19 protein-coding genes are annotated in these 21,189 nt (G+C 60.9%); 13 read left to right on the top strand and 6 right to left on the bottom strand.

Features of this window, described 5'->3' with window-relative positions; translation table 11 throughout:
- From uraH to xdhA, 5 genes are read right to left on the bottom strand one after another with little or no spacing between them, the layout of a single operon-like run.
- Nucleotides 1-342 carry a hydroxyisourate hydrolase gene (uraH, locus tag ACKPCU_RS01900; protein ID WP_321349443.1) on the bottom strand — a complete coding sequence of 114 codons (342 nt, stop codon included), beginning with the start codon at nt 340-342 and terminating at the stop codon, nt 1-3.
- Complete coding sequence (uraD, locus tag ACKPCU_RS01905; protein WP_104739801.1) at nt 339-839, bottom strand: 2-oxo-4-hydroxy-4-carboxy-5-ureidoimidazoline decarboxylase; 501 nt, start codon at nt 837-839, stop codon at nt 339-341. Before uraD ends, uraH begins: the two co-directional genes overlap by 4 nt.
- On the bottom strand, nt 836-1,705 hold the full coding sequence (gene xdhC / locus ACKPCU_RS01910) for a xanthine dehydrogenase accessory protein XdhC (protein ID WP_321349445.1): 870 nt from the start codon (nt 1,703-1,705) through the stop codon (nt 836-838). The genes uraD and xdhC overlap by 4 nt, the downstream gene beginning before the upstream one ends.
- On the bottom strand, nt 1,702-4,059 hold the full coding sequence (xdhB, locus tag ACKPCU_RS01915; protein ID WP_321349447.1) for a xanthine dehydrogenase molybdopterin binding subunit: 2,358 nt from the start codon (nt 4,057-4,059) through the stop codon (nt 1,702-1,704). The genes xdhC and xdhB overlap by 4 nt, the downstream gene beginning before the upstream one ends.
- Nucleotides 4,052-5,515, bottom strand: a complete 1,464-nt coding sequence (gene xdhA / locus ACKPCU_RS01920; RefSeq protein ID WP_407651786.1) for a xanthine dehydrogenase small subunit — start codon at nt 5,513-5,515, stop codon at nt 4,052-4,054. Before xdhA ends, xdhB begins: the two co-directional genes overlap by 8 nt.
- A gap of 262 nt (nt 5,516-5,777) precedes the next feature.
- Here xdhA and ACKPCU_RS01925 point away from each other — a divergent pair, with 262 nt between their 5' ends.
- The 10 genes from ACKPCU_RS01925 (at nt 5,778) to ACKPCU_RS01970 (ending at nt 15,728) form a co-directional block, all read left to right on the top strand.
- Nucleotides 5,778-7,322 carry an ABC transporter ATP-binding protein gene (locus ACKPCU_RS01925; protein ID WP_321349449.1) on the top strand — a complete coding sequence of 515 codons (1,545 nt, stop codon included), beginning with the start codon at nt 5,778-5,780 and terminating at the stop codon, nt 7,320-7,322.
- Entirely contained in the window at nt 7,309-8,391 is a 1,083-nt protein-coding gene (locus ACKPCU_RS01930) for an ABC transporter permease (protein ID WP_104739806.1), read from the top strand. Before ACKPCU_RS01925 ends, ACKPCU_RS01930 begins: the two co-directional genes overlap by 14 nt.
- Nucleotide 8,392: 1 nt before the next feature.
- Nucleotides 8,393-9,319: an ABC transporter permease gene (locus ACKPCU_RS01935; protein WP_104739807.1), complete on the top strand. Its 927-nt coding sequence runs from the start codon at nt 8,393-8,395 to the stop codon at nt 9,317-9,319.
- Between the two features lie 57 nt (nt 9,320-9,376).
- On the top strand, nt 9,377-10,141 hold the full coding sequence (locus ACKPCU_RS01940; protein ID WP_104739808.1) for a hypothetical protein: 765 nt from the start codon (nt 9,377-9,379) through the stop codon (nt 10,139-10,141).
- 65 nt (nt 10,142-10,206) lie between these two features.
- Nucleotides 10,207-10,857, top strand: coding sequence for a TetR/AcrR family transcriptional regulator (locus ACKPCU_RS01945; protein WP_170063116.1), 651 nt, complete (start codon nt 10,207-10,209; stop codon nt 10,855-10,857).
- The gene (gene puuE / locus ACKPCU_RS01950; protein WP_321349456.1) at nt 10,854-11,786 is read left to right on the top strand and encodes an allantoinase PuuE; all 933 of its coding nucleotides are present in this window, start codon (nt 10,854-10,856) and stop codon (nt 11,784-11,786) included. The genes ACKPCU_RS01945 and puuE overlap by 4 nt, the downstream gene beginning before the upstream one ends.
- A gap of 2 nt (nt 11,787-11,788) precedes the next feature.
- Nucleotides 11,789-12,805, top strand: a complete 1,017-nt coding sequence (gene alc / locus ACKPCU_RS01955) for an allantoicase (RefSeq protein WP_321349458.1) — start codon at nt 11,789-11,791, stop codon at nt 12,803-12,805.
- The gene (locus tag ACKPCU_RS01960; RefSeq protein WP_321349460.1) at nt 12,802-13,305 is read left to right on the top strand and encodes an ureidoglycolate lyase; all 504 of its coding nucleotides are present in this window, start codon (nt 12,802-12,804) and stop codon (nt 13,303-13,305) included. The genes alc and ACKPCU_RS01960 overlap by 4 nt, the downstream gene beginning before the upstream one ends.
- Before the next feature lie 93 nt (nt 13,306-13,398).
- On the top strand, nt 13,399-14,745 hold the full coding sequence (locus ACKPCU_RS01965; protein WP_321349462.1) for an amidohydrolase family protein: 1,347 nt from the start codon (nt 13,399-13,401) through the stop codon (nt 14,743-14,745).
- A gap of 32 nt (nt 14,746-14,777) precedes the next feature.
- Nucleotides 14,778-15,728: an isopenicillin N synthase family dioxygenase gene (locus ACKPCU_RS01970; RefSeq protein ID WP_321349465.1), complete on the top strand. Its 951-nt coding sequence runs from the start codon at nt 14,778-14,780 to the stop codon at nt 15,726-15,728.
- Nucleotides 15,729-15,743: 15 nt separating this feature from the next.
- Here ACKPCU_RS01970 and ACKPCU_RS01975 read toward each other — a convergent pair whose 3' ends face one another.
- A complete protein-coding gene (locus tag ACKPCU_RS01975; protein WP_321349466.1) occupies nt 15,744-16,715 on the bottom strand; it encodes an IS110 family RNA-guided transposase in 972 nt (323 codons plus the stop codon).
- Nucleotides 16,716-18,112: 1,397 nt separating this feature from the next.
- On the opposite strand from ACKPCU_RS01975, the gene ACKPCU_RS01980 reads away from it, so the two are divergent.
- The 3 genes from ACKPCU_RS01980 to ACKPCU_RS01990 all read left to right on the top strand — a co-directional run bounded on the left by ACKPCU_RS01980 (nt 18,113) and on the right by ACKPCU_RS01990 (nt 21,181).
- The gene (locus ACKPCU_RS01980) at nt 18,113-19,729 is read left to right on the top strand and encodes an ATP-dependent nuclease (protein ID WP_321349468.1); all 1,617 of its coding nucleotides are present in this window, start codon (nt 18,113-18,115) and stop codon (nt 19,727-19,729) included.
- A gap of 428 nt (nt 19,730-20,157) precedes the next feature.
- A complete protein-coding gene (locus tag ACKPCU_RS01985) occupies nt 20,158-20,790 on the top strand; it encodes an HNH endonuclease (protein WP_104739946.1) in 633 nt (210 codons plus the stop codon).
- 85 nt (nt 20,791-20,875) lie between these two features.
- Nucleotides 20,876-21,181: a hypothetical protein gene (locus ACKPCU_RS01990; RefSeq protein ID WP_104739947.1), complete on the top strand. Its 306-nt coding sequence runs from the start codon at nt 20,876-20,878 to the stop codon at nt 21,179-21,181.
- Nucleotides 21,182-21,189: the final 8 nt, after the last annotated feature.

A 21,189-nucleotide genomic window follows, 5' to 3' on the forward strand; every position in this document is an offset into this window, starting at 1 on the left:
CTAGCTCCCCCGGTAGGTCGAATAGCCCCACTGATTGAGCAGCAGCGGAACATGGTAATGGGCCTGCACGTCGTCCAGGCGGAAGGCGATGGTGACCTGCGGGTAGAAACAGCGCAGGCCCTGGGCGGCGTAGTAGCCGTCGGTGTCGAAGGTCAGGCGGTAGACACCGGCCGGCGCTTCGCTGCCGAAGCCGTTCAGCACGCGGCCATCGGCATCGGTCTCGGCGCTGGCCAGCGTGACCCAGCTGTCGCCCTGCTGCTGCTCAAGGGTAATGCGCACACCGGCGGCGGGCTTGCCGCTGCCGAGGTCGAGAATATGGGTGGTAATCGGGCTCTTGCTCATAGCAGCTTGTCCAGACGAATGTGGGTGATCTTGGCCTGTTCTTCAGCGGCGATGCGCAGTTCCTGTTCGCGGCTGTTGGGCAGGCGCTGTTCCAGCAGCTCGAGCATCTGTTCGGCGCTCTTGCCGGTGGCGCAGACGATGAAGATAAAGCCGAATTTGTGCAGATAGGCGTCGTTGCCATCCTTCAGGCGCTGCAGCACCGCATCGGGCGCGACGCGCGCGCCGGACTGCTCGCCGCTGGCCAGCGCTTCGGTACTGGCGTACTTGGCTTTCAGGCTCTTGATGTCACCGATCTTCGGGTGTGCCTCAAAAGCCACCAGCCAGTCAGCCTCGTGCAGGTTCGGCCAGAGCGCGCGGGCGGTGCCATGCAGCGCTTCGGCAGTGTGGTAGGGACGGGCCGCGACCATCGGGCGCGCCCAGGCGTCGGCGGCGCAGCAGTCACGAAAGACCGCCAGCGCCTCGTCTTCAGGCAGGTTGTTCAGGTGTTCCAGGGTCATTTTGTCTCCACCGGCTGTTGCGGTGTCTCTGCAGCTTTCATTAAATCGCGCAATTGCGGCCAACTGACGCCGCGGCGCGGGCCACGAGTCTGGCTGGCGGTGCCGAACGACAGCAGTTCGGCGGTAATCGATACGGCCACTTCCATCGGCCGCTTACCGGGCACGTCACTGCGCCCGACCGGGCAACGGATGCTGGCGATCTGTTCGGCGCTGTAACCGCGGTGGGCGAGCCGCTGACGGAAGCGATCGGCCTTGGTCTGCGAGCCGATCAGGCCGATCGAGGCGGCATCGCCGGCATCCAGCAGGGCGCGGCACAGGTCGTAGTCGAGTTGATGGTTGTGGGTCAGGATCAGCACATGGCGGCCACGGCACAACGCCGGGGCATCACCCACCGGGTCGTCGCTGTGCACTGGCGTAATGTTCGCCGCCAGATCGGCGGGAAACACCTCGGCACGCGAATCCACCAGGGTGACCTGCCAGGGCAGCTGGCCGATGATGGTCATCAGCGCCTGGGCCACATGGCCGGCACCAAATACCACCAGCCGGGCGTCACTGCCGGGCTGACCTTCGAGCAGCACCGAGACGCTGCCGCCGCAGCACTGGCCCAGCGAGGCGCCCAACGGAAAGTGCTCCAGCCGGGTGTCATAGCGGCCGACCGCCAGCGCCTCGCGGGCCCGAGCGGTGACCAGATACTCCAGATGGCCGCCGCCGATGGTGTCCCAGATGTGTTCGCCGGTAATCACCATCTTGCTCGACGGTTCACGCGGCACCGAGCCGGTGACACCAACCACGGTCACCAGCACATAGGGCTCGCCGCGCTGCTCGCAGTCGGCGACCGCCTCGAACCAGCGCAGGTTTCTGTTCATGACACGGCCTCCTGCTGCGCGGCCTGCCAGGCCTTCGCGGCGTTGACGGCATTGAGCATGCGCTCGGGCGTGGCCGGGGTATCCAGCGGCGGGCAATAGCAACCGTCGGTCAGGCTGGCAACTGCATCACGCAGCGCGCTCCAGACCGCGATGCCGAGCATCAGCGGCGGCTCACCGACCGCCTTGGAGCGGAATACGGTGGCTTCCTTGTTCGGGCTGTTGGCCAGCAGGTTGACGCGCAGATCCGGCGGCGTATCGGACACGGCCGGGAGCTTGTAGGTCGCCGGCCCAGTGGTCAGCAGCCGGCCGTTATCGCTGTAGACCAGCTCCTCGGTAGTCAGCCAGCCCATGCCCTGCACAAAACCGCCCTCGATCTGGCCGATGTCGATCTCCGGGTTCAGCGACTGACCAGCGTCGTGCAGGATGTCGGTCCGCAGTACGCGGTATTCACCGGTCAGGGTATCGAGCACCACCTCGGAGCACGCAGCACCGTTGGCGTAGTAGAGGAACGGATGGCCCCGACCCTTGGCGTGGTCATAGTAGATGTTCGGGGTGGCGTAGAAACCGGAAGACGACAGCGAAACCCGGTTCATGTAGGCCTTCTGGATGAAGTCGCCCCAGTCCATGCGGGCGTCACCGGCAACCACCTGGTTGTTCTCGAAACGCACCTGCGCCTCGTCGCAGCCGAACAGTTCGGCGCCAAAAGTGATCAGCCGCGCCTTGATCTTCTCGCAGGCGTCCAGCGCAGCCATACCGTTCAGATCGGAGCCGGAGGAGGCCGCCGTCGGCGAGGCGTTGGGCACCTTGTCGGTGCGGGTCGCGGTGACCTTGACCTTGTCGACGTCGATCTGAAAAGCCGCGGCGACTACCTGGGCAATCTTGATATACAGGCCCTGCCCCATCTCGGTGCCACCGTGGTTCACCTGCAGGCTGCCGTCGGTATAGATCAGCACCAGCGCACCGGCCTGATTGAGGTGCTTGGCGGTGAACGAAATACCGAACTTGACCGGGGTCAGCGCCAGACCGCGCTTGAGCACCGGGCTCTGGCGGTTGAAAGCGGTAATCTCGGCACGGCGGGCCTGATAGTCGGCGCTGGTTTCCAGCTGACTGATCAACTCCGGCAGCACGTGATGATCAATCACCTGACCGTAGTGGGTGGTATCGCGGCCGGCGCGGTAGAGGTTGCGCTTGCGCACCTCCAGCGGGTCCAGACGCAGATGGCGGGCAATGTCATCCACCGCCTGTTCGATCACCATCATGCCCTGCGGACCGCCGAAACCACGGAAGGCGGTGTTGGACACCGTGTGGGTCTTGCAGCAATGACCGGTCACCCGCGCCTGATCCAGATAATAGGCGTTGTCGGAGTGGAACATGGCCCGCTCGACAATCGCATTGGACAGGTCCGGCGAGAAGCCGCAACGGCCAGCCACCATGATCTCGGCGCCCTGAATCACGCCCTGCTCGTCAAAGCCGATGTCGTAGGTGTTGAAGAAGTCGTGGCGTTTGCCGGTTTGCACCATATCGTCCGGGCGCGAGAGCCGATACTTGACCGGCCGCCCGGTGGCATTGGCCAGCAGCGCGGCCACACAGGCGACCGGCGCGGCCTGGGTTTCCTTACCACCAAAACCACCGCCCATGCGACGCACCGACGTGGTGACTGCATGCAGCGGAATGCCCAGCACCTCGGCGACCAGTTTCTGTACTTCGGCCGGGTGCTGGCTGGAGGTATGCACAAACATGCCGCCGTCTTCCTGCGGCAACGCTACGCAGGCCTGGCTTTCCAGATAGAAGTGCTCCTGCCCGCCGACATTGATCTCGCCCTTCAGGCGGTACGGCGCAGCCGCCAGTGCCGCATCCGGATCACCGCGCTGCTGGGTGTGGCTGGGGCGGACGAAGAACTGTTTGGCCAGTGCCTCGCGGGTATCAAAGATGGCCGGCAGGTCCTCGTATTCGACCTCGGCCAGCTTCGCTGCCTTGCGCGCGGCGGTGTGACTGGTCGCGGCGACAGCGAAGATCGGCTGGCCAATGTGCTCAACCACTTCGCCCGCCAGCACCGGATCACCGGGGAAGACCGGGCCGATGTCGGTATGACCGGGTACGTCGGCCATGGTGAACACCGCGACCACGCCAGGGTAGGCACGCACGGCCTCCAAATTGAGTTTGGTAATGCGCGCATGCGGCCGGGCGCTGTGGCCGACGGCGGCATGCAGAATACCCTCGGGCTCGGGCAGGTCATCGATATAACGGGCAGTGCCGGTTACGTGCAGCCAGGCGCTCTCGTGCAACGCGCTCTGACCGGCAACACCGAGCGGCTGGCCGGTCGGTCGGGATACATCACGGGGCAGTTTACGCATAGTCGGTCACCATCAGCTGGGCCTTGCCGGCATCGCCGGCGCGGAATTCATACAGGGCGCGCAGCAGCAGGTTGCCAGCGACGGTACTGCGGTAGCTGGCCGAGGCGCGAACGTCGGAAAGGGGGGTGAAGTCCGTGGCCAGTGCCGCCTGCGCAGCGGCCACCGCGCTCTCGTCGAAACGGGCACCGCGTAGCGCCGCCTCGGCGCCCGCTGCACGCTTGGGAATGCCGGCCATGCCACCGAAGGCCAATCGGCAGTCGCTGACGGTATCGCCGTCAAACTGCAGCCAGAAGGCGCCCAGCACCGCAGAAATGTCGTCATCCAGCCGCTTGGAGATCTTGTAGAGGAACAGTTTCTCGTTGGCCTGCGGACGCGGCACCCGCACCGCGCGGATGAACTCGCCGGGCGCCAGCACGGTTTTCTTGTAGTCGACGAAGAAGTCTTGCAGCGCAATCCAGCGCTCACCGTTGGCACTGTCGAGCTGAATGTCGGCGCCGAGGGCAATCAGCGGTGGCGGCATGTCACCGATGGGGGAAGCGTTACCGATATTCCCGCCGAGGGTGCCACGGTTACGGATTTGCAGCGAGCCGAGGCGTTCAAGCATCGGCGCAAAGGCCGGCCAGTCGGCGCTGAGGGTCGCTCCGAACTCGCTGTAGGTGGCAGCCGACCCGATGGTCAGGTTCTTCTCGTCACCTTCAACGGCATGCAGTTCGGTGATCTGCTCGACCGAGACCAGTTGCGGCAGCACCTTCAGCTGCTGGGTGATTTCCAGCGCCAGATCGGTGCTGCCGGCGACCAGGCGAGCATCCGGATTGGCCGCCAGCAGGCTGCGCAGTTCGGTCAGCTCGACCGGCGCATCAAAGCGCTTGCCCTCGTCGTCCTGCAGGCTAGCGGTAGTTGACCGGGTCGTGGCGAACTGCTCGGCCGGGGCCGGCTCGAACAGCGCTGCGCCATCCCAGTGCTGCACCGCATCGACCAAGGTGCGCCGGCCGGCCTCGATAATCGGCCGATAACCAGTGCAGCGGCAGAGGTTGCCGGCCAGTGCTTCCATCATCTGGTGCTCACTGGCGTTGCCCTTGCCGACTACCTGCTGATGCAGGCCGACCATCGACATAATGAAGCCCGGCGTACAGAAACCGCACTGCGAGCCGCTGCATTCGACCATTGCAGCCTGCACCGGATGGGCGTTTTCGTCTTGCAGGGCATCAACGCTGATCAGATGTTTACCGTGCAATGAACCGACCAGGCTGATGCAACTATTGATTGCCGTATAATGCAGCCCGCCGTCGGCCGAGGGGCTGCCGATCAGTACGGTGCAAGCCCCGCAGTCGCCGGATGCGCATCCTTCCTTGGTGCCGCTAAGCCGCTTTTTGGTGCGCAGCCAATCAAGAATGCTCATGTTTGGGTCAGCTCGGTCAAGTTTTTCCGGCTGACCATTCAGGTAGAACTCAATCACGTTCGTCTCCGCTCTATCCGCAGTTTGGCCCGTTTCAGGCGGTGTTCAGGCGTGGCGCCGCACAACGGCGTACACAGGCGCTTGGGGTAGATTTGCAAAAACTTGACCAACTAGTCTGAAAAAAGTGAATTTTACATTTTTTCCAGTTTTGGCAAGCAAATTGCTGTCGTTGCAAATGTTGATTGATTGGTCAGTTATTAAATAGGGCGTTGCCCGGCCGGTCACCTTAAATCGCCGGCAAAGCGCCTATAGAGGAAACTGAATGGCAACCGCAGAACGCCTGAAGCTGGAACACATCGTCAAGGAGTACCCGGGATGCCGGGCGAATGACGGCGTCCAGCTCACAGTCAACGCAGGCGAAATCCATGCCCTGCTCGGCGAGAATGGCGCCGGCAAGAGCACTCTGATGAAGATCATCTACGGCGTCATCCAGCCCGACGCCGGCAGCATCACCTGGAATGGCCACCCGTTGACCCTGCAGGGTCCGGCCCATGCCCGCGAACTGGGTATCGGCATGGTGTTCCAGCATTTTTCCCTGTTCGAGACCCTGACCGTTGCCGAGAACATCGCGCTCAGCCTGCCGGCCGACCAAGCCCGCGACCGGCGCAAGCTGGAAGCCCGCATCAGCGAAGTCTCCGAGCATTACGGCATGGCGCTGGATCCGCGCCGCTACGTCAACACCCTGTCGATTGGCGAGCGCCAGCGGGTCGAGATCGTGCGTTGCCTGATTCAGGAAAGCTCTCTACTGATTCTAGACGAGCCAACCTCGGTGCTGACGCCGCAGGAGGTCGAAACCCTGTTCCGCACCCTGCGCCAGCTGTCGCACGAGGGCTGCAGCATTCTGTTCATCAGCCACAAGCTGCAGGAAGTGCGCGACCTGTGCCACCGGGCCACCGTGCTGCGCCAGGGCCGGGTAACCGGTGAGTGCAACCCGGGCGAGGTGAGCACCGACGACATCGCCCGCATGATGGTCGGCAATGAAACTCCGCTATCGACCCGCGTTGAACCGCGCGCGCCCGGTGAGGTGTTGCTGGACGTCAGCCACCTGAACTACCGCACCAGCGACCCCTTCGGCACCAGCCTGCAGGATCTGTGCATGAGCCTGCGCTCGGGCGAGATTGTCGGCATCGCCGGCGTCGCCGGTAACGGTCAGGACGAACTGCTGCGCGCCCTGTCGGGCGAGGCGCTGGTCAGCAACGCCAGCATCACCCTCAGCGGCGTGGCCATCGGTCAAGCCAAGCCGGGCCTGCGCCGCCGCCTCGGCGTCGCGGTGGTGCCGGAAGAACGCCTCGGCCGCGGCGCGGTGCCGTCCATGTCGCTGGTCGACAACAGCCTGCTGACCGCCTATGGCGAAGGCATGGTGAGCAAGGGCTGGGTCGCGCTGAACAAGGTACGCGACTACGCCAGCCGCATCGTCGAGGCCTTCGGCGTACGCACCGCCAGTATCGACAGCCACGCTACCAGCCTGTCCGGCGGCAACCTGCAGAAATTCATCATCGGCCGTGAAGCCATGCAGCAACCCAAGCTGCTGGTCGCCTCGCACCCGACCTGGGGCGTTGACGTTGGCTCGGCGGTTGCCATCCATGAGGCGCTGGTGCGGCTGCGTGACGAAGGCGCTGCGGTGCTGCTGATCTCGGAGGACCTGGACGAACTGTTCCAGCTCTGTGGCCGCATGGGCGCGATCTGCGCCGGTCGGCTGTCACCGCTGGTCAACACCAGCGACCTGACCATTGAACAACTCGGCCAGTGGATGGCGGGTGATTTCCCCAGCGCCGCACCTTCGGAGGTTTCCCATGCTGTCGCTTGAGCGTCGCGCCGTCGACTCCCGCGCCATGCAATGGGCTTCCCCGTTGCTGGCACTGATCCTCACCATCATCACCGGCATGGGCATCTTCATGGCCCTCGGCAAGGACCCGGTAGAAGGTCTGACCTTCTTCTTCCTGACCCCGCTGAGTGACAAACACGGCTGGGCCGAACTGGGCCTGAAGATGGCACCGCTGCTGCTCTGCGCCGCCGGCCTGACCATCTGCTACCGGGCCAAGCTGTGGAACATCGGTGCCGAAGGGCACTTCCTGATGGGCGCGCTGTGGGCCAGCGTGGCGGCCCTGCAACTGGGCGGCCAAAGTGGCCCCTGGGTGCTGCCGCTGGTGCTGATCGCCGGCATGGTGGCCGGTGCGGTCTGGGCACTGCTGGCGGGACTGTTGAAAACGCAGTTCCACTGCAACGAGATCCTCACCACCATCATGCTCAACTACATCGCCCTGAACCTGCTGCTGTACGCGGTTCACGGCCCGCTGAAGGACCCGTACGGTTTCGGCTTCCCGCAGTCGGAGATGTTCTCTGCCTCCGCGCTGCTGCCCAGGCTGATCCCGGACACCCGCCTGCACATCGGTCTGCTGTTCGGTCTGCTGGCAGCGGTCGCAGTCGGCGTGCTGTTCGCCCGCACCTTTATCGGCTTCCAGCTCAAGGTGCTCGGGCAGGACGAACGCGCCGCCGCCTTCGCCGGCTTCCCGGCCAAGCGCCTGACCCTGCTGGCATTTATGGCATCCGGTGCACTGGCTGGTCTGGCCGGCGCGTCGGAAGTCACCGGCCCGCTCGGCCAGCTGGTGCCGCAGGTATCGCCCGGCTACGGCTACACCGCGATCATCGTGGTATTCCTTGGGCGCATGCAGGCAGTCGGCATCGTGCTGGCAGCCGCGCTGCTGGCACTGACCTTTATGGGTGGCGAAATGCTGCAGATTGCCATGGCCCTGCCCAAGGCCATCACCGGGCTGTTCCAGGGGCTGCTGCTGTTCTACCTGCTGACCTGTGACGCCTTCATCCATTACCGCATTCGCATTCGTCGGGCCCCCAAGGCCGTAGCAGGGGAGGCCTGATATGGACAGCGTACTGATTACCAACGTACTCGCCGCGACCGTGGTCGCTGGCACCCCGCTGCTGCTGGTCGCCCTCGGTGAGCTGGTCTGCGAGCGCTCTGGCGTTCTCAACCTCGGTCAGGAAGGCATGATGCTGATGGGCGCGGTGATCGGCTTTATCGCCGCCACCTCGACCGGCAGCCTGAGTATGGGCGTGCTTGCCGCGATACTCGGTGGCGTGCTGATGTCCATGCTGTTTGCGCTGATGGCTATCACCCTGGCGGCTAACCAATATGCCGCCGGTCTGGCGCTGACCATCTTCGGCATTGGCCTGAGCTCGTTTGTCGGCAGCGGCTTTGTCGGCCAGTCGATCGACGGTTTCGACAAACTCGCCATTCCGCTGCTGTCAGACATCCCGGTCATCGGCCAGGTGCTGTTCAACCAGGACCTGCTGGTCTACGCCTCGCTGCTGATCTTCGTACTGGTGTTCTGCTTCCTCAAGTACAGCCGCGCCGGGCTGATTCTGCGCGCCGTCGGCGAGTCACCGGAAGCCGCCAACGCCAACGGTCTACGGGTGCTGCCGGTACGCTACATGGCGGTCGCCTTTGGTGGTGCCATGGCCGGCCTGGCCGGTGCCTACCTGTCGCTGGCTTACACCCCGATGTGGACCGAGAACATGACTGCCGGACGCGGCTGGATCGCGCTGGCCCTGGTGGTATTCGCCACCTGGAAACCCGAGCGTGTGCTGCTCGGCGCCTACCTGTTCGGCGCCGCCAGCATCTTGCACCTGGTGCTGCAGGGGCTCGGCTGGAACAGCTCGACCGAGCTGCTGGCCATGCTGCCCTATGTCGTCACCATTATCGTTCTGGTGCTGTTGTCGTGGAATCCCGCGCGGACCCGCCTCAACACACCCCTATCAATCGGCCAACCCTATAGGCCGAGCAAATAACTTGAGCACCCACTATGCCAATCAAAACTAAATCACTGATTCCAGGAAGCATTGAATATGAGCACACTGCAAAAAACGCTGATCGCCGCTTGCATCGCAGGCGCCTTTGTACCGGCAGCACACGCTGAGAAGTATTTCTCCGACTCCAGCATTACTGTTCTGTACAGCGATGACTACGCACGCGTTAACTTCGACGGCGCTGGCAAGAAGACGTCCCAGACGTTCTTCACCTTCGAGAATGCCAGCGGCCACGATTGGGGCAGCACCTTCTTCTTCGTAGACCGTAACCAGGGTCACGGAAAAGATACCGACTCTGACGATCTGTACGGTGAATTCGCGCCTAACCTGAGCCTGAGCTGGCTGACTGGCAGCCAACTGGGTGGTGGTCTGATCAAGGACTACACCCTGTCCGCTCAGTACGAATTTGGCGGCGGCACCAACGTCAACAACTACATGGTTGGTCCGGGTATCGACTGGAACATGCCGGGCTTCATGTACTTCGGCACCCGTTTCTACTACGTGGACAACAGCGAGACCTCTAACGATTATCAAACCACCGTCGTCTGGGGCAAAGCGATGGAATTTGGCAGCACCCGTATCCTGTTCGACGGTTACATCGACTGGTCCACAGCGGAAGACGATCACAAGTCCGACTTCCACTTCAACCCGCAGCTGAAGCTGGACCTGGGTAACTACCGTGGCAAGCCGGGCGTACTCTACGCAGGTATCGAATACTCGTACTGGAACAACAAGTACGGTCTGAACGACGATGTAATGGAAACCGAAAACGCGGTCAGTGCGCTGGTGAAATTCCACTTCTGATCACGGCAATGGGGGTTCGGCCGTCATGGTCGAACCCCCGCACTGGTGTAAAGGCGATGGAACAGATGACAACCAAAAATACATCCAAGACCTACCGACCCGGTCGCATCCGCGAGCGTAACCACGAAATCATTTTGGCCGCCGCCGAACAGGAATTTGCCCTGCACGGCTTTCGCGGTGCCACCATTCAGAACATTGCCGAACGGGCCGAACTGCCCAAATCGAACGTGCTGTACTACTTCAGCAACAAGAAGAAGATCTACGCAGCCATGTTCGACGATATTCTTGCGCGCTGGAACGCGGTGTTCTCCAGCGTGACCGTCGACGACGACCCCGCCGAGGCGCTGGCCAGCTTTATCCGCGCCAAGGTCGATATGGCCCGCCTGTATCCGCTGGCCTCCCGTCTGTTTGCCATGGAAATCATCCAGGGCGCCCCTTTCCTGATGACCCACCTGCGCACCAACATGCGCGAATGGGTGCGCGGCCGCGCCGGGGTCATGCAGCAATGGATTGATCAGGGCCGCATGGCTCCGGTCGACCCGGTGCAGCTGATTTTCCTGATCTGGTCTTCAACCCAGCACTACGCCGACTTCCAGGTGCAGGTGCTGATGGTCGAAAACAAGGCCGAATACGAAAAGCAGGACTTCGACCGCGTGGCCGACTTCCTTACCGACATCATTCTTCGCGGCTGCGGCCTCGAGGTACCCAAGAAATGAGCCATTCGCACTACCCGCGTGATCTGATCGGCTACGGTGCCGAGCCGCCCAAGGCCAACTGGCCGGCGCAGGCACGCATCGCCGTGCAGTTCGTGCTGAACTACGAAGAGGGCGGCGAGAACTGTGTGCTGCACGGCGACAGTCACTCGGAAGTCTTCCTCAGCGACATCATCGGCGCGCAGGCCTTTGCCGACCGCCACATGAGCATGGAGTCACTCTACGAATACGGCTCGCGCGCCGGTGCCTGGCGCATCCTCCGCGAGTTCCGCCAGCGCGGCCTGCCGCTGACCGTGTTTGGCGTCAGCATGGCCCTGCAGCGCCACCCCGACATGGTTCGCGCCTTTATCGAAGACGGCCACGAGATCGCCTGCCACGGCCTGCGCTGGATTCACTATCAGGACATGAGCGAAGCCCGCGAGCGCGAGCACATGCAGCAGGCCATCGAGCTGCACACCGCGCTCACCGGCCAGCCACCGCTCGGCTGGTACACCGGCCGCGACAGCCCGAATACCCGCCGGCTGGTGGTCGAGGCCGGTGGCTTCGAGTACGACAGCGACTACTACGGCGACGACCTGCCGTTCTGGACCACGGTGGACGCCGGCACCGGCCCGCAGCCGCACCTGGTGGTGCCCTACGCGCTAGACACCAACGACATGCGCTTTGCCATCGCCGGCGGCTTCAACAGCGGCGAGCAGTTTTTCCAGTACCTCAAGGATGCCTTCGACGTGCTCTACGCCGAAGGCGCGGAAACGCCCAAGATGCTGTCGATCGGCCTGCACTGCCGCCTGGTCGGCCGCCCCGGCCGCTTCCGCGCGCTGCAACGCTTCCTTGATCATATCCAGAGCCACGACCAGGTCTGGATCACCCGCCGCATCGACATCGCGCGGCACTGGAAACAGACGCACCCTTACCAGCCTGCCAAGGATTAACCATGAGCACCGCCATCATCGCCCCGGCCGTCGACGGCCCGGCGTTTACCAAAACCGGCCTGAACCTGGCCGACGCCAGCCTCGGAGCCGAATTCCTCTGGGCGACCGACCAGTTCTTTGCTCCCGGCGTCCGCATGCTCAATCCGGAACCGGCGGCGTTTTACCCCGGCCTGTACGACGACAACGGCAAGTGGATGGACGGCTGGGAAACCCGCCGCCGCCGCACCACCGGCCACGACACCGCGATCATCAAACTGGCGCTGGCCGGCACCCTGCAGGGCGTCGACTTCGACACCAGCTTCTTCACCGGCAACTTCGCCCCGGCCGTCTCGCTGGAAGCCTGCTACAGCCCGGACGCCGAGCCGACCAACGACAGCGCCTGGACCGAGCTGCTGTCTGCCGTGGAACTGGGCGGCGACGCCCACCACTTCCACGAACTGCACTCCGATCAGGTCTGGACCCACCTGCGTCTGCACCTGTACCCGGACGGCGGCGTCGCCCGCCTGCGCGTCTACGGCACCCCGCACTGCGACTGGTCGAACCTCGACAGCAGCCAGACCATCAACCTGATCGCGCTGGAAAACGGCGGCAATCAGGTGGCCTGGAGCGACGCCCACTACGGCGAGCCGCGCAAGCTGCTGCGCCCCGGTCGTGGCACCGACATGGGCGATGGCTGGGAAACCCGCCGCCGCCGCGAACCCGGCAACGACTGGTGCATCCTCACCCTCGGCCACAAGGGTGTGATCGAGCGGGTCGAAGTCGATACCGCGCACTTCAAGGGCAACTTCCCGGCACGCTGCTCGATCCAGGCCGCCTGCGTAGAGCAGGGCACCACCAAGAGCCTGATCACCCAGAGCATGTTCTGGCACACCCTGATGGACGAGCAGCCGCTGACCGCCGACGCCATCCACCAGTTCAGCGAACTGAACGATCTCGGCCCGATCACGCACATTCGCTTCAATATCATCCCTGATGGCGGCGTCAGTCGCCTGCGCCTGTTCGGCAAGCCGGTCGCATGAGCAGCCCACGGGTACTGACCGTCGAGCCGCTGACCCGCGAAGCCTTCGCCCCCTTCGGCGATGTGATCTCCACGGTCGGCGCCGACAGCTTTCCGATCAACAACGGCCGGACCCAGCGCTTCCACGCGCTCGGTATGGTGCAGTTGCTGGGCGAGGGTGCCGAAGGCATTCTCTCGATCTTCCGCGGCCAGCCGCTTGAGCCGCTTGAAATCAGTCTGATGGAACGCCATCCGCTGGGCAGTCAGGCCTTTGTGCCGCTCAACGGCACGGCGTTTTATGCTGTGGTCGCCGCCCCCGGCGACTTTGATGAATCCGCCGTGCGCGCGTTCTACGTGCCAGGCGACCAGGGCATCAGTTACCATGCCGGAACCTGGCATGCACCCCTGCTGCCAGTCACTGCGGACGCCGATTATCTGATCGTCGACCGCCGTGGTGCAGGTAACAATTGCGATGAAGTAACCCTTAACCAACCCCTTGTGCTCCGCTCGGACAGCCTCTGAGGAAACCATCAGCCACGCTGATGCATTCCGTGCCCGCCGTGCCGTCACAGTGTCCGGAACCGCTAACCCGGTTCAGATTGCTATGAGGTACATATGAACCATTTTGCGCTGCGCGATGCAGCCATCTTTACCGTTGACCCAGACAACCGCGTCATCCCACGCGGCACCCTGATCGTCGATAACGGACGCATCAGCGCCGTCGGCCCCAGCGACGAGGTGATCATCCCGCCCGGCATGCCGGTGATCGACGCCAGCGGCCACGCGCTGCTGCCGGGGCTGATCGACGCCCACTCACACTCCAGCCTGATGCGCGGCGTGACCGAGAACATGCAGTTGATGGAATGGCTGCCCTACTACCAGCTGGAACACCGCGCCCTGACCGAGGAGTACGCCTTCCACTCGGCACGTCTGTGCTATCTGGAAGCGCTGAAAAGCGGCACCACCTGCGTGATGGACATGTACCGCTTCATGCACCGCTGCGCCGATGCCGCTGGCGAGATCGGTCTGCGGGTCAATCTGGCGCCTTACGTGGCCGACGAACCCGGCAAGGACTTCTTCGCCACCCGCGCCGAAAACCGCGCGCTGATCCACAGCCACCACGGCAGCCAGAACGGCCGCATACAGGTCTGGATGGGGCTGGAACACCTGTTCTACTGCACCGCCGACGCCTACCGCGAAGCGCTGGAATGCCAGGCCGAATACGGCGTTGGCATCCACACCCACGCCTGCGAGCAGAAGGAAGAGGACGACGCGGTCAAGGCACACTTCGGCCGTCGCTCAATTGCTCAGCTCGATCACTACGGCATCCTTGGTGAACGCACCCTGATCGCCCACTGCGTGTGGCTCAACGACGACGAGATCAAGCGCATCGCCGACACCGGCACCGCCATCAGCCACTGCCCGATCAGCAACGCCAAGCTCGCCAGCGGCGTCGCCCGGGTGCCGGAAATGCTCGCCGCCGGCATCACCGTCGGCCTCGGCACCGACGGCCCGGTGTGCAACAACAGCCTCAGCCTGTTTGAGGAAATGAAGTTCGCCTCGCTGATCCAGAAGGCCACCCGGCTGGACGCCACCGTGCTGCCGGCCGACCAGATCCTGCGCATGGCGACCATCAACGGTGCCCGCGCCCTGGGCCTCGGCGACCGTATCGGCTCGCTGGAAGTCGGCAAGCAGGCCGACCTGCTGCTGCTCGATCTGGCGCAACCCAACCTGACACCGACTGAGATCAATGCAGCCGGCGGCAATTTGCTGTGGAATCTGGTCTTTGCCGCCGACGCCCGCAACGTCGCCGCGGTCTGGGTTGATGGGCGGCAACTGATCGCCAACGGCCGCGCCACCCAGGTGAGCGAACAAACGGTTATCACTGAAGCCCAGCAGCATGGCCTCGCACTTTTCCAGCAGTGTCGCGATATCACGCACCTGCGTACGTCAATGGTTTAAGCGACTGCACACACGCAGTCAGGAGTCATCACATGCAATCACTGCCCCTTATCTCCGTCGCTGGCCTGAACAGCGAAGACCCAGCCGTCCGTGCCGAAACCGCCCGCCAGCTGGGCGTTGCCTGCCGTGAAATCGGCTTCTTCTACGCCATCGACCACGGCATCCCGGAAGAGGTCATGGCTGGCGCGTTCGCCAACTCCAAGCGGGTGTTCGAGCTGCCGCTGGAAACCAAGCAGGAAATGTCGATCAAGAAGTCGCCACACAACCGCGGCTACGTCGCCATGGCCGACGAAAAACTCAACCCGGAAGCTGGCGCCGACATGAAGGAAGCCTTCAACATCGGCACCGACTTCCCGGCCGATCACCCGGATGTACTGGCCGGCAAACCCTTCCGCGGGGTCAACTTCTGGCCACCGCTCGATGGCTGGCGTGAAGCCATGCTCGGCTACTTTGACGGCTGTCTGAACCTCGGCCGCCTGATCCACAAGGGTTTTGCCATCGACCTGGGCCTGCCGGAGACCTTCTTCGACGCACACCTGAGCAGCCCCATCGCCACCCTGCGTATGCTCCGCTACCCCGCCAGCGCCGGTCAGATCGACCGCGAAGACGGCGGCGCCGGTGCTCACACCGACTACGGCAACATTACCTTGCTGGCCACCGACAAGGTTGCCGGCCTGCAGGTACTGACCCGTCAGGGCCAATGGATCGACGCTCCGCACGTACCGGGCGCCTTCGTCTGCAACATCGGCGACTGCCTGATGCGCTGGAGCAACGACACCTACATCTCCACCCCACACCGCGTCCGCCCGCCAGAGCAGGAACGCTACTCCATCGCCTTCTTCCTGGAAGTGAACCCCGACTCCATCGTCGACCCGCGCGACGTGATTCCAGGTGAAGCGCCGAAGTACGAGCCGATTAGCTGTGCGGACTACCTGACGGCGCGGTTGAATGCGACCTATGAGCATCGGGTGGAACCATCGTAGATACCGTCTTCCCGATCAGCGTGCAAGTGCTCTGATCGGGTCGAACGGCTGACCTGATTTCAGTACGCCGTAGATGATGTGCAGCAGCTTACGCATGGCCGCGCAGACGGCCAACCGACCAGTTTTACCGCGTTCAGCCAGCCTCACTTTCATCGCTTTGATGACCGGGTTGTAGGCCATCGCCGACAGCGCTGGCATGTATAGCGCTGCGCGCAATCGGCCTGACCCGGTGCGCGAGATGGTCGACTTGCCTCGGTATATCCCAGATTCCTGCAAACGTGGATTCAGACCACAGAACGCTGCCAGCTGTCTTGCGCTGTCGAATCGCAGAGGGCTGCCCAGCTCTGCCAGCAGCGTGGCGGTGGTGCCATCACTGACACCATCAATGCTCTTCATTAGCCGCTTTTGCTCTCGTAGGTCCGGGTCATTGTCGATGTGGTCGTTGATAGCGGTGTTGATTAAGGCTATCTGGCCGTCCAGGTGCTCCAGATGAATGCGGATGGAGGCTTGGGCTGATTCTGCGCTGACGTCCAGACGGTTGCGCTCCATCTGCGCCAACTCCTTCAGGTCGGCAAGCCGACGCACCAGGCCGCGTAGCTGACGGATGCTCTCTGGCTCGGGCTCCCAAGGACGCAGTTCTTCCAGATGGCGCTGTGCGTAGCGGGCGATCAATTTGGCGTCGGTCTTGTCTGTTTTAACCCGGCGCAGCTCGCTTTGCGCATATTTGGCGATGCGTGCAGGGTTGATGACACAGACCTGATAGCCCTGCTGATGCAGATGCGTCGCCAGCGCTTCGTGGTACACGCTCGTTGCCTCCATCAGCACCCAGCAATGTGGCTCAGCATGCTTCTCTAACCATTGGTCAAATTGCTTGAAGCCTTCGGGGGAGTTCGCCAGTTTGGCTTTGGTGCGGTATTTATCGCGCTCCAGCGGCTTGGCGATGTCGAAGGTGTGCTTGGCAATGTCGATTCCGATAACGCAGGTCATGGGGCCTCCGGCTCTGTTGACAGGCGATCGTCACCACACTCTGTTCTACCTTGCGAATACGTGCTCAGGCGCTCAGCGCCGGCACCAGATACCGTTCGAACTGTCTGAGTGTGTTGGCAGGTGACGGCCCATCTACGAACCAAGCTCTTGAGGCTTCAGGGGCACACCGGCCTGTCACCTGCCGCCCGATGATCAGTCGGGGACCATGGTCACAGGAACCACAGTCAACATACAAGGGGCACAGCATGCTGTGCCCGTGGTCCCGGCAACGCCGCGCCACGACCTTACGTTGATCGTTCCCGCGCAGGCATCGTCATCCCCGCGCAGGCGGGGATCCAATCGGCTCAATACACACCGCGCATGACCGCGCATGGCTGGATTCCCGCCTGCGCGGGAATGACGGTTTGGTTTTGATCGTTCCCACGCTCCGCGTCCATTCCAGACTGCTTCACCCCCCGTAGCGGCACGGCATGCCGTGCCCGTGCGACCACCATTCCCGCACCGCTGCTCAACCTCTGCGCCGGTATCTAACCCGCCTTTCACCTTCTCCGGCGAGCCAAAGGGCGCCGCTTGCCCGGCCCCCCTTGGCGATCCCCCCGGGCACCCGGCTACGCGGCCCTTCGGGTTCGCTGCGTTGCCCGGTCTGACGGGGATCGGCAGAACTCGGCTCTGCGAGCCTCAAACAGGCTGCCGCTCCTTTTCCCGCCAGCCCTGCGCTACTCGCCCGCGTAAACGGGGATTGGGTCCGTGCATACGCCACGTTCGTATTTATTGATCGTCCCCATACTCCGCGTGGGGAATGCCCCGATAGGGCGCTCTGCGCCGGCTCCAGACTGCTTCACCCCCCGTAGGGGCACGGCATGCCGTGCCCGCGCCGCCTACAGCACCGCACCGCTGCTAACCATTCATGCCGCCTGGCAACCCGCCTTTCGCCTTCTCCGGCGAGCCAAGGGGGGCCGCTTGCCCGGCCCCCCTTGGCGATCCCCCCGGGCACCCGGCTACGCGGCCCTGCGGGTTCGCTGCGTTGCTCGATTTATCGGGGAGTCGCAGAACTCGTCGCTGTGCTCCTCAAACATGCTGCGACTCTTTTTCCCGATAAATCTGCGCTACTCGCCCGCGTAAACGGGGATAGGGTCCGTGCATGCGCCACGTTCGTATTTGCGCGGCAGCGCCGCGCTACTTGAGCAAGCCTCTAGCCGTATTCATGGTTGGCAAACGCGCCGTGCAGTAGCACTATCAAATCACCGCTATTGTAGCGGCCCGTCCGGAGGCATGGATGCTGTGCAAGATTGGTAAATTTTCTCGGCTAACCTCAAGCATCTTTCCCTGGCACTAAACCCAGCTTGAGAAAGATCCAAGCCTAACAAAGACTTGCCTACATCAGAGATCACGGAACGATGAAAATATCTAACATTACCATCCGCAACTTTAGATCGATTGAGCATGCGGAATTTGATCTAAAAAACTTCAACATTTTCGTCGGTCAAAACAATGCCGGAAAAACGAACTTATTCGAAGCAGTAGAGTGGTTCTTTAATGGCACACCAAAAGCCACATCTATAAAAGACCTGCACCCCAAAGGGGATAGATCAAAGGAAATCTCCGTGACGATAGAGTTTTCCGATGCATTGCATGGCGCAGAAAACATGCGCAACGAAGTGAACAGAACAAAGATGCTAGGTGTGTTAAACGGCTGCGACAAATTAACTGTAGAAAGGTCAAGCGAAGACCCCAGCAAAAGAAAGCTGACCATAAACGGTTCAGAGCTAGCTAAAAATCCAGCTGGATTTGACAAAGCATTCAATGACTTTCTTCCGAAGTTCGAATACATACACACCAAGCAATACTTTGACGAGGTGGCAAAATACTCAGCTAAAACTCCAGTCGGAATAATGCTATCTTCGGTACTTGAAGAAATATTAAAAGACAACCCTCAATATAGGGCATTTAGAGAAAAGTTCGATGAACTATTTGACGACGAAGGCTCCGCAGTAAAACTGGAGTTTGATCGCTTAGGCGACAATGTCAAAACACACCTAGAAAAACAATTTGCCGAGTGCACAAAAGTTAGCTTCCAAGTATCTAGCCCTGAATTTTCCGACCTACTTAAGAACTTTCAAACTAAAATCGATGATGGCGTAGAGACTTACGCGTCCGAGAAAGGTGATGGCATGCAAAGAGCTCTAATGCTTGCCATTATTCAAGCCTATGCGGACTATAGAAAGGACCGAGACGACGCGGGGAAATCTTTTTTGTTTTTTATCGATGAGGCCGAGCTTCACTTGCACCCCACAGCTCAAAGAAAGCTAAAGGACGTGCTTTTAGCCTTGAGCGCAGACTTGGATCAAGTGTTTATAAATACTCACTCTTCCGTGTTTGTAGCAGACGATCACCCAGAACAGAAAATATATAAAGCTGAAAAAGATGACAGCGTCACCAAATTTAGAGCTGTAGACACGTTAGACAAGCCCTATGTTGTGTTCGAGCTACTAGGTGGAAGCCCCTCCGACCTGTTGCTCCCCCACAATTTCTTGATAGTAGAAGGACCAAGTGAGGTTGAATTTTTAACTCGCGTGATAAAACGTCATTATCCAGAAAAACCGGCAATTCAAATAATATCTGCCGAAGGCGACACACATCAAGCCAAGCGCTCAATCAACTCAATAAAGAAGTCTTTCAAACCTCTTGAAACCTCAATTTTCGAAGAGAAAATTGTTGTGTTATGCGACGCACCAACTCCGAAAGCACAAGCTGGCTTCGATGAGTTCATTAAAGAATTTAAAGCTTTCAACAATCGAGGTCAGATCAAAGTTCTACCCCACGGATCTTTGGAAGAATGCTACCCAAACAACCAGGACTGGAACAGAACAGAGCAACAAGTCTCAGCCATGACTGGCAAACAAAAAATACAACTATCAAAACGTGTTGGAGATTCAGTAACAAAAGAACAGTTTGAGACCGAAATGAGACCTGTATTTGAAACTCTGAGTCTCGCTTGGAATCTTGCATTCTGACCCTAAATCTATCGACCGGCACTCAACGCTCACTTTAGGGCGAACTTTAGTAGCTCTGAGCGAGCGCTTTGACGGAGCACTCAACGAGCGAGGAACACTGATCTTTTCGTTCAAATAGCGTCATATCTTTACCCTGAAACACGACAGGAGAACTGTGCAAGGCCACCGAGTCCCCGAAAGGCCGCGTAGCCGGGGTAACCTAGGGGGTGCAGGGGGAAATGGCCATGCATTTCCCCCTGCTCGCCGTGAAGGCGAAAGAGTGACGTGAAGAATCAGCGCAGCCGCTCGTGAAAGCACGAATACAGGACGCAGAGCGTCCAAACCGGCATTCCCACGCAGAGCGTGGGAACAATCAGCAAAGGCGAGCAAGACCATTTAACCAAGGCTGCCTAAGAAATGAGCGTTCAAAAAGGCTATCCGAGGCACTAATGAACAATTGCGATCATCCCAAACGTTGCTTTAGAGAGCCAATCCCAGAAATATTTGATGCTGCTCGCTATCTAGACGCAGCAGTTTCTGCTCATTTAAACGGCCATAGCAGCTTGGCTATCGAGCTATTCACTCTCGCAAACGACCCAAAGATTCGGGCCTGGACTGACTCTATTTGGGGTAAGAAGAGCCCTTTCGTGCGGATCAAGAAACAGCCTGATAAAGCCCATAGCGAGAAAGTGACGGCAAGAATGCCCACCGCCATCCAGAAAGCTGAATTGCACAGCAGGGATGGGTTTCATTGCAGATTTTGTGGGATTCCAGTCATCCGTGCAGAGATAAGAAAGGTCCTTCATATCGCCTATCCAACCGCAATTACTTGGGGCCGCTCGAATGCATCTCAACATGCGGCCTTTCAATGCATGTGGGCACAGTATGATCATGTGGTTCCACACTCCCATGGTGGAACAAACGATCTTGATAACCTTGTTGTGACCTGCGCCGCGTGCAATTTTGGGAAGATGGAGTACACCCTTGAGGAACTCAGCTTAATAGACCCTAGGACTATCCCTCCGATTCAATCAAACTGGGACGGCCTAGAACGAGTCGCAGGGTTTATTGGAAAGCCCTGAAAATGCGGCATCGCTACACGGCCCCGTTGCTTGCCATGCGCGCTAGACCCAGAGGGCCCAAACCAACAACAGACCACTTGATCACATGGAACAACAGCTGCTTTTACTAATCAGTTTCGCGCTTTTGGTAACGCCAGTCCTGCTTAAGCGCTGGCGCTGGTTCTGGATATTTTGCTGTGCGCTTGGCATACCAATGATCTTGGTGTGGGCGCAGCATTTCTACGCCATATCCAGACCAGAGCACACTGGATCGCCAGGCACTGCGCTTGGGCTGGCCTTTTTGATGGTGCCCACGGTGGCGCTCGCGCTGGGCATGTTCCTGCGCTATCTCCGCTGGATTGTCGAGGTGCTGATCAGCGAGCACAGAGAACGGCGAAGCAGCGACCAGTAGGCATCACG

Origin of the sequence: Halopseudomonas oceani, assembly GCF_963677335.1 — a bacterium.
Classification (GTDB): Bacteria; Pseudomonadota; Gammaproteobacteria; order Pseudomonadales; family Pseudomonadaceae; genus Halopseudomonas; species Halopseudomonas oceani.

What these genes read in the sequence shown, in the direction of transcription:
- ACKPCU_RS01940 (WP_104739808.1), top strand. Translation starts at nt 9,377, where the DNA reads ATGAGCACACTGCAAAAAACGCTGATCGCCGCTTGCATCGCAGGCGCC.
- ACKPCU_RS01980 (WP_321349468.1), top strand. Translation starts at nt 18,113, where the DNA reads ATGAAAATATCTAACATTACCATCCGCAACTTTAGATCGATTGAGCAT.
- ACKPCU_RS01935 (WP_104739807.1), top strand. Translation starts at nt 8,393, where the DNA reads ATGGACAGCGTACTGATTACCAACGTACTCGCCGCGACCGTGGTCGCT.
- alc (WP_321349458.1), top strand. Translation starts at nt 11,789, where the DNA reads ATGAGCACCGCCATCATCGCCCCGGCCGTCGACGGCCCGGCGTTTACC.
- ACKPCU_RS01930 (WP_104739806.1), top strand. Translation starts at nt 7,309, where the DNA reads ATGCTGTCGCTTGAGCGTCGCGCCGTCGACTCCCGCGCCATGCAATGG.
- ACKPCU_RS01990 (WP_104739947.1), top strand. Translation starts at nt 20,876, where the DNA reads ATGGAACAACAGCTGCTTTTACTAATCAGTTTCGCGCTTTTGGTAACG.
- ACKPCU_RS01985 (WP_104739946.1), top strand. Translation starts at nt 20,158, where the DNA reads ATGAACAATTGCGATCATCCCAAACGTTGCTTTAGAGAGCCAATCCCA.
- xdhB (WP_321349447.1), bottom strand. Translation starts at nt 4,059, where the DNA reads ATGCGTAAACTGCCCCGTGATGTATCCCGACCGACCGGCCAGCCGCTC.
- ACKPCU_RS01925 (WP_321349449.1), top strand. Translation starts at nt 5,778, where the DNA reads ATGGCAACCGCAGAACGCCTGAAGCTGGAACACATCGTCAAGGAGTAC.
- ACKPCU_RS01960 (WP_321349460.1), top strand. Translation starts at nt 12,802, where the DNA reads ATGAGCAGCCCACGGGTACTGACCGTCGAGCCGCTGACCCGCGAAGCC.
- ACKPCU_RS01965 (WP_321349462.1), top strand. Translation starts at nt 13,399, where the DNA reads ATGAACCATTTTGCGCTGCGCGATGCAGCCATCTTTACCGTTGACCCA.
- ACKPCU_RS01975 (WP_321349466.1), bottom strand. Translation starts at nt 16,715, where the DNA reads ATGACCTGCGTTATCGGAATCGACATTGCCAAGCACACCTTCGACATC.
- uraH (WP_321349443.1), bottom strand. Translation starts at nt 342, where the DNA reads ATGAGCAAGAGCCCGATTACCACCCATATTCTCGACCTCGGCAGCGGC.
- uraD (WP_104739801.1), bottom strand. Translation starts at nt 839, where the DNA reads ATGACCCTGGAACACCTGAACAACCTGCCTGAAGACGAGGCGCTGGCG.
- puuE (WP_321349456.1), top strand. Translation starts at nt 10,854, where the DNA reads ATGAGCCATTCGCACTACCCGCGTGATCTGATCGGCTACGGTGCCGAG.
- ACKPCU_RS01970 (WP_321349465.1), top strand. Translation starts at nt 14,778, where the DNA reads ATGCAATCACTGCCCCTTATCTCCGTCGCTGGCCTGAACAGCGAAGAC.
- ACKPCU_RS01945 (WP_170063116.1), top strand. Translation starts at nt 10,207, where the DNA reads ATGACAACCAAAAATACATCCAAGACCTACCGACCCGGTCGCATCCGC.
- xdhC (WP_321349445.1), bottom strand. Translation starts at nt 1,705, where the DNA reads ATGAACAGAAACCTGCGCTGGTTCGAGGCGGTCGCCGACTGCGAGCAG.